General features: G+C 63.4%; 15 protein-coding genes. All 15 read left to right on the top strand.

Annotated features, from left to right (window positions below; all coding sequences use genetic code 11):
• Positions 1–132 precede the first annotated feature (132 nt).
• The 15 genes from HLH29_RS05295 (at position 133) to HLH29_RS05225 (ending at position 11,904) form a co-directional block, all read left to right on the top strand.
• Positions 133–819 (top strand): hypothetical protein, encoded by a 687-nt coding sequence (locus tag HLH29_RS05295; protein ID WP_182964925.1) that lies wholly within the window; start codon positions 133–135, stop codon positions 817–819.
• An 80-nt stretch (positions 820–899) separates the two neighbouring features.
• Positions 900–1,637, top strand: a complete 738-nt coding sequence (locus HLH29_RS05290) for a DUF5983 family protein (RefSeq protein ID WP_057380514.1) — start codon at positions 900–902, stop codon at positions 1,635–1,637.
• Positions 1,638–1,733: 96 nt separating this feature from the next.
• Positions 1,734–2,012: a hypothetical protein gene (locus tag HLH29_RS05285; RefSeq protein ID WP_057380513.1), complete on the top strand. Its 279-nt coding sequence runs from the start codon at positions 1,734–1,736 to the stop codon at positions 2,010–2,012.
• Positions 2,013–2,295: 283 nt separating this feature from the next.
• Complete coding sequence (locus HLH29_RS05280) at positions 2,296–3,108, top strand: hypothetical protein (RefSeq protein WP_057380512.1); 813 nt, start codon at positions 2,296–2,298, stop codon at positions 3,106–3,108.
• 123 nt (positions 3,109–3,231) lie between these two features.
• On the top strand, positions 3,232–3,585 hold the full coding sequence (locus tag HLH29_RS05275) for a DUF3085 domain-containing protein (RefSeq protein ID WP_182964924.1): 354 nt from the start codon (positions 3,232–3,234) through the stop codon (positions 3,583–3,585).
• Between the two features lie 366 nt (positions 3,586–3,951).
• Positions 3,952–4,869: a DUF3577 domain-containing protein gene (locus HLH29_RS05270; protein ID WP_023093459.1), complete on the top strand. Its 918-nt coding sequence runs from the start codon at positions 3,952–3,954 to the stop codon at positions 4,867–4,869.
• Positions 4,870–4,926: 57 nt separating this feature from the next.
• The gene (locus HLH29_RS05265) at positions 4,927–5,619 is read left to right on the top strand and encodes a DUF3275 family protein (RefSeq protein WP_057380511.1); all 693 of its coding nucleotides are present in this window, start codon (positions 4,927–4,929) and stop codon (positions 5,617–5,619) included.
• A 94-nt stretch (positions 5,620–5,713) separates the two neighbouring features.
• Positions 5,714–6,040: a hypothetical protein gene (locus HLH29_RS05260; protein ID WP_023093457.1), complete on the top strand. Its 327-nt coding sequence runs from the start codon at positions 5,714–5,716 to the stop codon at positions 6,038–6,040.
• A gap of 102 nt (positions 6,041–6,142) precedes the next feature.
• Positions 6,143–6,550, top strand: coding sequence for a hypothetical protein (locus HLH29_RS05255; protein ID WP_057380510.1), 408 nt, complete (start codon positions 6,143–6,145; stop codon positions 6,548–6,550).
• Between the two features lie 16 nt (positions 6,551–6,566).
• Positions 6,567–6,827: a hypothetical protein gene (locus HLH29_RS05250; RefSeq protein WP_003050326.1), complete on the top strand. Its 261-nt coding sequence runs from the start codon at positions 6,567–6,569 to the stop codon at positions 6,825–6,827.
• 73 nt (positions 6,828–6,900) lie between these two features.
• On the top strand, positions 6,901–7,548 hold the full coding sequence (locus HLH29_RS05245; protein ID WP_023093455.1) for a hypothetical protein: 648 nt from the start codon (positions 6,901–6,903) through the stop codon (positions 7,546–7,548).
• Positions 7,549–7,573: 25 nt separating this feature from the next.
• Positions 7,574–8,722, top strand: a complete 1,149-nt coding sequence (locus HLH29_RS05240; RefSeq protein ID WP_226144769.1) for a DUF6094 domain-containing protein — start codon at positions 7,574–7,576, stop codon at positions 8,720–8,722.
• A 50-nt stretch (positions 8,723–8,772) separates the two neighbouring features.
• Positions 8,773–9,093, top strand: a complete 321-nt coding sequence (locus HLH29_RS05235; protein WP_057380508.1) for a hypothetical protein — start codon at positions 8,773–8,775, stop codon at positions 9,091–9,093.
• A gap of 90 nt (positions 9,094–9,183) precedes the next feature.
• Positions 9,184–9,489, top strand: a complete 306-nt coding sequence (locus HLH29_RS05230; RefSeq protein WP_023093452.1) for a hypothetical protein — start codon at positions 9,184–9,186, stop codon at positions 9,487–9,489.
• Between the two features lie 135 nt (positions 9,490–9,624).
• On the top strand, positions 9,625–11,904 hold the full coding sequence (locus HLH29_RS05225) for a helicase-related protein (RefSeq protein ID WP_057380507.1): 2,280 nt from the start codon (positions 9,625–9,627) through the stop codon (positions 11,902–11,904).
• Positions 11,905–11,921: the final 17 nt, after the last annotated feature.

Raw genomic sequence — 11,921 nt, 5'->3', positions numbered from 1 at the left:
GGACATGCGCCCATGAGGCCATGTCCCTCAATTTTTCTTACCCATCGCCCGGCGCCAACGGCCTTGGGCTATTCCCGCGGATGCCATCGTCCGCACGGGCTGGCTCCGCTCACTTCCCCGAAAGGAGCCACCATGGCAAACAACTACTACGAAGGCACGGGCGTTCTCGTGCTCGACCGCGTTACTCCCGTCATCAAGGCGCTGTTCGGCGCCTTTGCGCTGGATGAAAACCATCCCGGCAATGGGCAGGCTTACATCGCCCAGATCGCCGAGACCAATGACCCGCGCTGGACGGATGTGCTGGATGGCCTGGAAGACCTGGCCACACAACTCGGCATCCCCATGCCCGACGACGAAGAACTGTCGATTCCACCTCTGCTTGAACGGCTGGCCGCGCACTTCGGTGCTGACCAGGACGGAGAGCTGGAGAACCTCATCGAGCACCACCAGTTCGAGGACAGCGCCGACCTGGAAGCCTTGTTTCTGATCGCCTCCTGCCTCGATGACGGTCATCACCTGACCGCCATCCAGTTCGAGGGTTGCTGGCATTGCAGCAAACCGAGGCTGTTCGAGTTCGGCGGCAACGGCTGCTACCTGAGCCGCGAGGCCCAGGTCTTCAGAACGTCCTCGCAGGCACTCCAACTCGGCGACCAACTGCGCAAGACCATCGTGGCCACCGACATCGAAGAGGCCTCGGCATTGATCGCGCTGGAGGCCGCCAACCTGCTTGCCGGCATCACCGACGAGCATTTCCGCCTGAATGTGCGCCATCGCATCGCCGAACGGCTGGCCCAGACGCCAACGATCAGCGCCGACTGACGCATTTTCCACTTTCAACCCACCGGGTCCAATTCCCGGTGGCGGGGATTGGCTCCATTATTCAATTCTGGAGAGTTCCCATGTCCCTGAAACCCAATCCCTTTCTCCGCGGCTACTGGAATCTGAAAATCGTCCGCACGCTGTGCATCGGCTACGACGACGGAAGCCCGCATGTCTGGCGAATCATCCACGCCAGCCAACAGCACTTTTCCGACGAGGAGCTGATTTCATCCTCGTGCATCGTCACAAGCGATTTCGCCGTGGTCAGGAATGGTCCCGAACCCGTGAGTGCCGAGGTGCTGGCCGAATGCGATGCCGGTGAAGGTGTCAGCGGCGAAGGCGTAATCGGCGCCGTGGTCTATGCCATCCATGGCGATGACTTCGACGGCCGCCCCGTCCACGTCGGCGACACCTATTCGGCTGAAGCTGCACGGGAAGTCGTGCAGCGCCTGAGTTTCGAGACCGGCTACTACAGCCGGTGCTGGGAAATCAGCAGTGCACACATAAGCGAGGAAACCGGCCAATACCTCGCCAACCTGGCAGACCTCGCCACGCCGGAGGCATTCCTGTTCATCGCGTTTCGGGTTCCTTACAGCCCGGCGATCGGCATCAAGCTGATCTCCACCCCCTGGACGGACAAGAACCTGGAGCACGTCGAGGGGATCAGTGCGGAGCAGCTTCGCCAGGAGCACCGAAGCAAGGGTATGCCGGATGACCTGGCGAACGTCATTGAACTGGCTGGCCAAGCCGATGTGCGCATCCTGATTCTCGACGCCGACGCACCCGTGCTGTTGGGCCTGCCGTTGGCCGAGTCCTAGCAGCCACGCGACACAACATCCTTCCTCTTTGTTCTCCCCATACCAGCCCGTCTCCCTCCCGGAGCCGGGCTGGTTCATTTTCATAGGAGCAACCTCATGTTACCCGACCTCATCCCTAGCACGTCCGACTTCGAGTACCAGCTCGGTTCCTGCGTCAATGCCATGGGCCAGGACGACGCCATCGGCCAGATCCTGGTATTCAAGCGCATGAGCGGCACGCTGCACATGCGCCATGTCGCCAGCGCCGAACTGGTGGACACCGACATTGACGACTACGAAATGGTCGTCTTCGACGGTGGCAACACCAGCGGCGATACATGGAAACATGTCTTCTTCCCACGTCAGCGAGAACACTACTTCGTGTACGAAGCCTGACCCAACCAAGCCCCTTTCGAGGGGCTTTTTCTTGTCCGAAGCACTGGAAAGCGGGTGCGACGCTGTGCGATTTCTTGCGGGCAGGCCGCCCATTTCAGAGCCATCCTTGCTCCATGTTCGTCGGCGTTGCCGACACATGCCCTGGCAGCCGAGGCCTTCAAGGCTGCAAGTGCGGGACACCGTGCTGGTCGATTCTTCCTACGGACGTACAGCGTCCATCCACCCACAAGGGACCTCTCCCTTGTGGACGGGGAATCCCTTGTTCTTTCTCAAGGAGATTCCCATGGATCGCTCTCTCATCAAGACCCTGATGCCTTCGCTTGTCGCAGGCCATGTGCCCCGCAACGTGCGGTCGTTCAAGTACCGCGTGTTCGATGATCAGCCGCAATCCTCGACGCTGGGCTTCGCCATCGATCCCCAACCCTTCGACGGCAAGGTGGTCGCGGCGAATGACGATGCCATCGTCGTCAAGCTCAAGCCCAGCGAGTTCGCGGTGCTCGACCCCAGCCTGGTCACCACCGTTCCCAGCGAGGGCGCCAAGGTGCATGTCCAGCCCTACGCACGGCGCCGTTTCGACGGCCTGCGCGCGGACACCCCGGAAGTCGTCACCGAGAAGACTTCGGATGGCACGCCTTACACCATCACGAGGCATATCCTCGGCAAAGCGCCCGCCAAGCTGCCCATTCCCGAGCCGCAGTGCATGGAACTGGGCCAACTCATCGAGCAGTTGGAGGAGATGCCCGCGCCCGACGGGTTCCGGTGCATCACCCACATGCTGGTCGATGCAGGTGCCCGCGACTTCGTCTGGGTCGATCCCAAGCCCTCCAAGATCATCGAGACCCCGCCGGCGATCAGCTTCACGGTTTCAACCACCAAGTTCGAGGGTCAGGTGACGATCCTCTACGACCGTGGCGGCGACACCTACGTGGTGGAGCTGCATCGCGACGGTGAATTGATCGATCGGCACGACGAGGTGTATTTCGACATGCTCGGTGACGTGCTAGAGCGGCTCATCGACGACGGGAGCTGGCGCCTGATCGACGTCAGCGTGATCGACGCCAAAGCTCCTCGGCGACGTCAGGCGGTTCCAGCCTGACATGCCAGACAGGAAGCCCAGCGGCACGACTGACCAGTCCATAGCCTACCGGCGACTGCCCCACAAGCCTTCCATCCGTTTGGGTGGAGGGCTTTTTCTTCATCCATACAGGAGATTTCAACCATGTCACTGCGATTCAGAGGCTCCGACCTGCGCCCCGTGCTTGCCGAGGCCATCGCCAACCAATGCCGCGTCGTCCTGGCCAAAGACCAGGGCGTGTACTTCCTCGCCGAGCGCGGAGAGCGCCGCCCCGATGGCCGCGTGAAGCTGCTGGCCTATGCCGTCGGCTGCAACCCGGATACCGACCCGTTCGATGACTGGTGGGAACTGGCACGCGCCGAACTTGGAGGCGACGACTTCGGCGAGTTCTTCGACCCGAAAGACAGCGTTTTCACTCGCATTCTGCAAAGCTCAGATGATCTGGAGCTGTCCGCCACCGCTACGCATCTGTCACTGGCGGCGGTGGAATCGGCGTAGTCAAAAATGTCCGCATACCCTTTGAAGCCCCCATTTTGGGGGCTTCTTTTTGGGCGGTACTGGGCAGCCTGGAAAAAATGGGAAGCGCCCGGATGCCGATTGATTGCTGTCGCACGCGCGAGGCCCGGCCATGCTGACCCCATGCCTGCTGACGTCGTCAGCGACATGCCAGGCAACCATCGGTCTTCGAGGTTGCAGCGCAGTTCCCACTGCGTGACCGTGCCAGCTCGCACAGCATCCCTCCGCGAGCGGCCACCAGTCTCTGGTGGCGGATGCTTTCGCCTTATCAACCCACCGCGGGGTTACGCACCTCTCCCCGCATGCGTGGGCTGGTGTGTCTCCGCTTCATCCCTATGGAGATTCACCATGAACACCACTTCAAACGAGAAATCGTATTTCGACCTCCACACTTCGGGCATCGGCTACATCCAGCGTGTCCGTGAAGTGCCCGTCAGGGGCGGCCGCCGAGCGCAGCCTTTCCTGGCATGCACCATCGCCGCGCTGGTCGGCCCTGCCAGGGACCCCAGCTACCGCTACTTCGACGTCAAAGTCTCGGGTGCCGAGGCCAAGAAGCTCGTCCAGCGCTACATCGGCGTTGACGATCCCAAGCAGCGCCCACTGGTGCGCTTCCGCACTGGCGATCTGCGCGCCGATCCCTTCATCCGCGACAAGGGTGAACGCAAGGGCGAAGTAGGCGGGTCTCTCAAGGCCCGGCTGCTCAAGACCGAACTGATTGACCGGGCCGAACTGGCCTCGATCAAGCAGCACGAGCTGATCACCCGCGGCATCGGCTACCTCAGCCGCCCGAAGGACGTCACTCCCAAAGACGGTGATCCCTTCCTGTCGTGCTGCATCGCAGCGCTGACCGGCCCTGTCGATGAACCGGAGTATCGGTATTTCGACACGATCGTCGCCACCCCTGAAGCCGAGCACCTGGTTCGCCGGTGCGTGCAGGCCATCGAAGCGGATCGCAAAGTGCTGGTCGCCTTCCGTCTGAACGACATGAAGATCGATCCGTACATCCGCACCAAGGGGGAGCACGCCGGGGAACCGGCCGCGAGTCTGGAATCGACGCTGGTCCACATCGGTCTGATCAAGATCGATGGCACCCAGGTCTATCCCACGAGCCAGGCGCAAGCCGAGGCACCGCAGGCCCAGGACGCATCCGCGCCCGAAGCCGAGGACGCTGCCGACACCGCTGCCGAGCAGCCTGCCGAGTCCGCCGAGCGCGAGCCCGCAGGTGAAGTCGAGGAGCAGGAGCCAGCATTGGCTGCTTCGTTCTGATCCGGCATGGCCCCTCACGGGGCCTTGCCTTTTTCCTATTTCTCAAGGAGAAGCATCATGGCAGTCACATCGGCACCCGAGAAATCGGCCACGCCCATCATCGTCCCGGGCCAGCTCGCGCTGCGCACCATTCACGGCCGCAACGGAAAGTTCAACGTTGGCAAGCTCGAATGCCAACTCGGCAAGTTCACGATAAAAGATGCCGAACTGGAGCAGTACCCCGAGGGCAAGTACCAAGGGGAATTCGTCCTCCGCTACATCTTCCTCAAAGGCTATCCGATCAGCGACGGCAGCATGCGTTTCGAGATGCGCGCCAACCTGGACGGCATGACACTTTTCGGCATCGACAAGCTGAGCAAGGCCGAAGCACATAGCTTCGCCCCGCAGGAAGTCGATCCGCTCGATGAAGAGCAAGGGCCGCCGCCTGCGGCAACGCCGGTCAAGGCCGCCAAGGCATCCAGGTTCGCCAAATCTGCACCCGTGCAGGCCTCCGCGGACCCGCTGATCGATACCACGCCCTTCGGCGTGGACGCGCCGCCGCCTGCTACGGCTGCTGCCCCCGGCAGCACCGAGGATGGCGACGCCGCACTGTTCGGCCTGTTGTGGCCGCTGGGCGAGTCCGTGAAGCTGGATTCGACCATCGACCGCCGCGCCCTGCGCGCGCAGATCGCCCGCCTGGGCGAACTGGGCTACGCGCTGGACTTCAAGACGCAGGAGTGGAGCCGCCAGGCCGAACTGCAACCTGCGTGACCATGGGCGCCGCATCCGCGGTGTCCTTCATCCACCCGCCGGGGTTCCTTCCCCATGCGGGGGAGGCCTCGGCTCCTTTTTGGAGGTCTCCATCATGTCCACCATCGCTTGCGATTCCCCTCGCTCCGCTCTGGATGAACCCGCTTGGCGGGCTCTCTGCGAGACGGAAGCCGCACAAGCCACCAAGGGGTGCGGACTGTCTCACGACTACTACGTCGAACGCTTCAGTTCGGCGATCGACGAGCAAGTTGCTCGACTGCCCGAAGACCAACGCGCACAAGCGCTGCAGATCGCACAGGAATGGGACTACGCGACACCGGCCGAAAGGCAGGAAGCCCAGGACTGGAACGCTGAACACGGCTATTGCTCGCACGGAATCGAACTGGGTTATTGCCCGGCCGGTTGCGATTCGGACTACTGAGGTCCGGCACACGTAATCGCCGCTTGATCGGCTTTTCACCACCCGTCGGGGGTTCTCCCCCTGCGGGCGGCCTCCGACTCTACTTTTTCCAGGAGGCCTCTCATGGGCTGGTATTTCTCTCCCCAATCGCGGTCTGAACTGATCGCGGAACTGATCGCACCGCAGCAGACCGAGCGCGTCAGCGCGAAGGTCATCGCTCACGCACTGCGCGGCAACGTGCTGTGGTCCGTGGTCGAAACGACCGCCAAGGTCGAGGGTGTGCATCGTGATCTCGCGCCGGGCCAGTCCCTGCGCTACATCCGCTGCGATCTGCTGGAACGCAGCGGCAACCAGTGGGGCTACAAGCCGCTGGAAGAGTCCATGCACCCGTACTACTACTCGTGCCCGCTGTCCTATCTGAACCTCGCACCGGAGCAGTCCGCCGACTGGCGTGCAGGCGTTCGCGCCTACCACGCACGGCGACGCACACCCACGGCTGTCACTGCTCCCGCCGCGACGCTGATGGCCTGAGCCAGGAGGAACCAACATGGACCCGATCCTGGCTGCGCTCTCACCCTCGCTGCTGGCACTCGTTGAAGGAAGTTTGTCCAACGACGAAGTGTCCTCCGACGAGGAGATGCTGGAGTACTTCATCAGCAACGGCCTCACCGAGGAACAGGCACGGCAGGCACTGACCTACCGCGACCAGTACCTCAACAACATCTACCTGGACGGCTTCACGCCGATCACGGCGGTGGACGAGGCGCTTCACTTCAACCCGCACACCCGGCAGTTCGAGCCGGACTGAGCGATTTTCTTCCCACTGGGGCAGTACTTGCCCCAGGGGGCGGTGCTGTTCCCGTTCATCCGAGGACACCACCATGCCCGCAAACACTTCTTCCACGCTGTACCGCATCGACGAATGCCCGGACGTGATGGCCGACGCCTGTGTCGGCGATGACCAGGGCAACCTGATCTTCCTGTCCATCTGGGCGCGCGACACCGCCGTCCAGCAGTTCCTTGCTCGCCTGACCCTCGGGCGCGACGAGCAGGGACTGGACCAGTTCCACATCATCACCGACCAGGGCGGCAGCGTCCCGGTGTTCGTCGGCAACGTCGATCGCCTGGAAAAGCGCATGACCCGCGCTTACCGGCGAACGCTGTTCGGTTCGCTGTCCAACGTGTGGCTGTTCGACCGGCGCTGCGTCAAGCCCGACAAGGCCAACGCCAGCGCATTGGCATTGCTGCCACGCGACAGTGCCCACCGGCTTGACCGCCTGTGGATGCTGGTGCGGGACACCTGCCCGTTGCCGCTGCTCGACCACTGGCGCGAGACCGTGCTGGAACTGCTGCAAAGCCGCGAGATGCTGGCCCGCCTTCCGTTCGCCCTCGGGCCGCTGGAAGGCCATCGGCTCGCCATCGACGTGCCGGCGCTGACCTTGGCGCTGGGTTCCCTGATCCGCAGTGACGTGCTCACCGCCTATCCATACCCGGCCAAGATCTGGACGCCGGAAGTGGTAGCGGCCTGACCCACCCACGGAGGCACGCCTTGGCGTGCTTCCGTGTTTCATCCCCGCCAACAAGGAGACTTCCATGGCCCTCATGTTCCCGCGGCTCGCCCGCAATTTCGCCAAGAACGGGTACTACCCGACCGACGAACCCACGCTCGAAAGAGCCCTCAACGCACTAATGCCCAGCGACGGGCCGATGTGCATCCTCGATCCCTGCGCCGGCGAAGGCGTGGCAATCGCCGAAGCCGCCCATGCCCTCGGGCGCGAGCAGGCCAAGGCGTTCGCCGTCGAGTTCGACGCGGAGCGGGCACGCCATGCCCGAGGTCTGGTCGATCACTGCCTGCACGCGGATCTGATGGACACGATGGTCTCCAAACAGTCCTTCGGGCTGCTCTGGCTCAACCCGCCGTATGGCGACCTGTCCAAGGACGTCAACGGCAACATCGGCTATCAAGGTCAGGGACGTGCCCGCCTCGAAAAGCTGTTCTATCAGCGTTCGCTGTCGCTGCTGCAGTACGGCGGCGTGCTGGTCTTCATCGTCCCCGGCTACGTGCTCGACGCGGAGCTGGTTGGTTGGCTGACACGCCACTACACCGATCTGCGGATCTACCGAGCGGTGGAAACGCAGTTCAAGCAGGTGGTGATCTTTGGCCGAAGGGTGCGCCAGCGCGAGCAGGCCCCCGATGGCGTCAAGGCCGTGCGCAATCTGCTGCTGCAGGTTGGGCTTGGCGAAGTCGAAGCCGAGGAGCTGCCGAGCGATTGGCCGTTCCTGCCGTACATCGTCCCCGCCAGTCCGGCCGAGCCGGAGCATTTCTTCCGCGTGACGATGGAGCCCGAGCAGTTCGCCGACGAGGTTGGCAGGCTGCAAGGCCTCTGGCCGTCGCTGGACACGCACCTGGGGGCCGCGCAGCAGTCGCTGCGTCCACCGGCGCGGGCCTTGTCCCACTGGCATCTCGCCCTGGCCTTGGCCGCGGGCGCGATCTCCGGCGTTGTGCGCTCCCAGACGGGCCGCGTGCTCGTCGTCAAAGGTGACACCCACAAGGACAAGACGCTCCAGCGGGAATTCACCGAACGCGAAGACGGCTCCATCGCCGAGACCCGCATCCTCACCGACAAGTTTGTGCCCGTCATCCGCGCATGGGACATGACGCCTGGCTCCGCGACACGGGGCGAGGTGCTGACCATCCGCTGATCCACCGGACGCGCTGCCGTCCTGCTGTACCACATCGAAGGAGAAACACCATGTTCCCCAATCCGTTCAAGCGGCCGGCGCCGCGCAAGCAACCGTTGTTCGCACCGAGTACGTTGAAGTTGAGCGAGAAGGTGCATTGGCTGGCCCGAAGAGGCCTGATCGACCCCTTAGCCTATGTCCAGCGCCATGTGCGCGGGGACTGGGGCGAGATCGATGAGGCCACACGCCAAGCCAACGACGTGGCGATCCAACAGGACAACCTGATGATCTCGCAGTTCAGGATCACGCCGGACCTGGCGCTGATCGTCAAGACCAGCGAGGACCACGAGACCACGGTGATCCAGCTTCCCGAAGAGCGGGACCTGATCTGACGTCCCCACATCGTCATCCTCATTCTCCTGACGGAGCCACTTCACTCCGGCAGGGGTGTCGTGGCTCAATGACTCATCAAGGAGGAGCCCATGGCATCACATCGCATCGAAACCTACTGTCAGAGCCTGGCGTTCCCCATCGGGGCGCTTATCTTCAGCAAAGGCATTGACCGCCTGGTCCGCTCGGGTCGCCTCGACCCGATCCCGTACTTCAGGCGCCACACCCGTGGCGACTGGGGCGACGTCAACGTCCAGCAATGGCAGGCCAACAGCACCGCGCTTCAATCAGGCGCATCGCTGGCATCGCACTACGTGATCCATCCGGGGCTGGCCATTCGCATCGTTACCGACGCGGAGCGCCACGCCACCGTCATCGTTCTGCCGTCCGAGGACTGATCACGGTTCAGCCGCTGGCCACCCAGGCCAGCACCTTCAACCACCGTCGGCCACGCGTCGATTTACTTCCCACCACGGGGCATGCCACTGCCCCGCTGGGGGTGGTGCATGCCCCTTTTTCTTTGGAGCATCACCATGTCCCTCGATCTCGAAACCAATGCCGCTGAAGCCGCGCCCGTACAGGGCGAACTGCTAGACGCGGAATCTTCCCCTCTGACCCTGAGCCTTCAGGATTTCGTCGGCGAGTTCGGCGACGAACTGCTCGACGCCCTCAACAGCGCCAACCCGCCGGTCTATACCGGCCAACCGCAAGCACATCGCCAGCTCATCGTCGCCAGCCTCAAGCGCAAGCTGTTCCAGGCCCAGGCCGAAGTCGTCCACGCCGCCGCCGAGCTGCTGATTGACCGTGGCGAGCGCGCCGCGATCGTCAATGGCGAGATGGGCTGCGGCAAGACGACCGTCGGCATCGCCACGGCCGCTGTGCTCAACGCCGAAGGCTACCGCCGGACCTTGGTTCTCTCGCCCCCGCACCTTGTTTACAAGTGGCGGCGCGAGATCCAGGAGACAGTAGCGGGCGCGAAGGTCTGGGTGCTCAACGGCCCCGATACCTTGGTCAAGCTCATCAAGCTGCGCGAGCAGTTGGGTGTGCAGCCGACCGGCCAGGAGTTCTTTGTCCTGGGGCGCGTCAGGATGCGGATGGGGTTCCACTGGAAGCCTGTCTTCACCCAGCGGCGCACCCGCCACGGCGACGTGGCGGCCTGCCCGGACTGCGGCACGGTCATCACCGACCTCGACGGCGAGCCGGTCAACCCGGTCGCGCTCGAAGCCGAGGAGTACCGCAGGAAGTGCAGCCATTGCGCAGCGCCCCTGTGGACGCTGATCCGCCCACGCAGCCTGTCCGGCAACGACCAGTCCTCGGCCGTGCTGAAAGCCTTGAAGCGCATCCCGACCATCGGGGCAGTCACCGCGCAGAAGCTGATGCAGAAGTTCGGAGACGGCTTCCTGGCCTCGATGCTCGGCGACAACATCCATGAGTTCATCAATCTCATGGACGGCAACGGCGAGCTGGTGTTTTCCGACCGTCAGGCCACCCGCATGGAACGGGCGATGGCCAACATGGAGTTCGGCTTTGGCGAAGGCGGCTACCAGCCGTCCGAGTTCATCAAACGCTACCTGCCGCAAGGCACGTTCGACCTGCTCATCGCCGACGAGGCGCACGAGTACAAGAACGGCGGGAGTGCCCAAGGCCAGGCCATGGGCGTGCTGGCGGCGAAGTCTCGCAAGACCTTGCTGCTGACTGGCACGCTGATGGGCGGCTACGGGGACGACCTGTTCTACCTGCTGTTCCGAGCCCTTCCGGGGCGGATGATCGAAGACGGCTACCGCCCGACCACGAGCGGCAGCATGACCTCGGCCGCGATGGCGTTCATGCGCGATCACGGAGTCTTGAAGGACATCTACTCCGAGAGCACCGGCACGGCGCACAAGACGGCCAAGGGCACCAAGGTATCGGTGCGCACGGTCAAGGCCCCGGGCTTCGGCCCCAAGGGCGTCTTGCGCTGCATCCTGCCGTTCACGATCTTCCTCAAGCTCAAGGACATCGGCGGCAACGTCCTGCCGCCGTATGACGAGGAGTTCCGAGAAGTCGCGATGGACACGGCGCAAGCCGCGGCCTACCGCGATCTGGCGGGTCGGCTGACCGCGGAGCTGAAACAGGCTCTTGCACGACGCGATACGACTTTGCTGGGTGTGGTGCTCAACGTGCTGCTGGCCTGGCCAGATTGCTGCTTCCGGTCGGAGACCGTGGTGCATCCGCGCACGCGCAACACCTTGGCGTTCGTCCCGGCTCAGTTCAACGAGTTCGAGATCAGTCCCAAGGAGCGCGAGCTTATCGACATCTGCAAAGAGGAGAAGGCGCAGGGCCGCAAGGTCCTGGCCTATACGGTCTATACCGGCACGCGCGACACCACGTCGCGCCTGAAGGTGTTGTTGGAGCAGGAAGGCTTCAAAGTGGCGGTGCTGCGCGCAAGCGTGGATGCCAGCCGCCGCGAGGACTGGATCGCCGAGCAACTGGACCGTGGCATCGATGTGCTCATCACCAACCCCGAGCTGGTTAAAACGGGACTGGACCTGTTGGAGTTTCCGACGATCGTGTTCATGCAGTCGGGCTACAACGTGTACTCGCTGCAGCAGGCGGCACGCCGCTCCTGGCGCATCGGGCAGAAGCTGTCCGTGCGCGTGATCTACCTCGGCTACGCCGGTTCCTCGCAGATGACCTGCCTAGAGCTGATGGCCAAGAAGATCATGGTCTCGCAGTCCACCTCGGGCGACGTGCCCGAATCGGGGCTGGATGTGCTCAACCAGGACGGTGATTCCGTCGAGGTCGCACTGGCCCGGCAACTGGTCGCCGCCTGATCCCCACGCCATCGCCG

It is taken from the genome of Gluconacetobacter tumulicola, from assembly GCF_014174215.1.
Lineage (GTDB): Bacteria > Pseudomonadota > Alphaproteobacteria > Acetobacterales > Acetobacteraceae > Gluconacetobacter > Gluconacetobacter tumulicola.
This window is presented reverse-complemented; position numbering and strand designations above follow the sequence as displayed.

What these genes read in the sequence shown, in the direction of transcription:
- HLH29_RS05225 (WP_057380507.1), top strand. Translation starts at nt 9,625, where the DNA reads ATGTCCCTCGATCTCGAAACCAATGCCGCTGAAGCCGCGCCCGTACAG.
- HLH29_RS05255 (WP_057380510.1), top strand. Translation starts at nt 6,143, where the DNA reads ATGGGCTGGTATTTCTCTCCCCAATCGCGGTCTGAACTGATCGCGGAA.
- HLH29_RS05275 (WP_182964924.1), top strand. Translation starts at nt 3,232, where the DNA reads ATGTCACTGCGATTCAGAGGCTCCGACCTGCGCCCCGTGCTTGCCGAG.
- HLH29_RS05265 (WP_057380511.1), top strand. Translation starts at nt 4,927, where the DNA reads ATGGCAGTCACATCGGCACCCGAGAAATCGGCCACGCCCATCATCGTC.
- HLH29_RS05260 (WP_023093457.1), top strand. Translation starts at nt 5,714, where the DNA reads ATGTCCACCATCGCTTGCGATTCCCCTCGCTCCGCTCTGGATGAACCC.
- HLH29_RS05295 (WP_182964925.1), top strand. Translation starts at nt 133, where the DNA reads ATGGCAAACAACTACTACGAAGGCACGGGCGTTCTCGTGCTCGACCGC.
- HLH29_RS05290 (WP_057380514.1), top strand. Translation starts at nt 900, where the DNA reads ATGTCCCTGAAACCCAATCCCTTTCTCCGCGGCTACTGGAATCTGAAA.
- HLH29_RS05235 (WP_057380508.1), top strand. Translation starts at nt 8,773, where the DNA reads ATGTTCCCCAATCCGTTCAAGCGGCCGGCGCCGCGCAAGCAACCGTTG.
- HLH29_RS05270 (WP_023093459.1), top strand. Translation starts at nt 3,952, where the DNA reads ATGAACACCACTTCAAACGAGAAATCGTATTTCGACCTCCACACTTCG.
- HLH29_RS05285 (WP_057380513.1), top strand. Translation starts at nt 1,734, where the DNA reads ATGTTACCCGACCTCATCCCTAGCACGTCCGACTTCGAGTACCAGCTC.
- HLH29_RS05250 (WP_003050326.1), top strand. Translation starts at nt 6,567, where the DNA reads ATGGACCCGATCCTGGCTGCGCTCTCACCCTCGCTGCTGGCACTCGTT.
- HLH29_RS05245 (WP_023093455.1), top strand. Translation starts at nt 6,901, where the DNA reads ATGCCCGCAAACACTTCTTCCACGCTGTACCGCATCGACGAATGCCCG.
- HLH29_RS05230 (WP_023093452.1), top strand. Translation starts at nt 9,184, where the DNA reads ATGGCATCACATCGCATCGAAACCTACTGTCAGAGCCTGGCGTTCCCC.
- HLH29_RS05280 (WP_057380512.1), top strand. Translation starts at nt 2,296, where the DNA reads ATGGATCGCTCTCTCATCAAGACCCTGATGCCTTCGCTTGTCGCAGGC.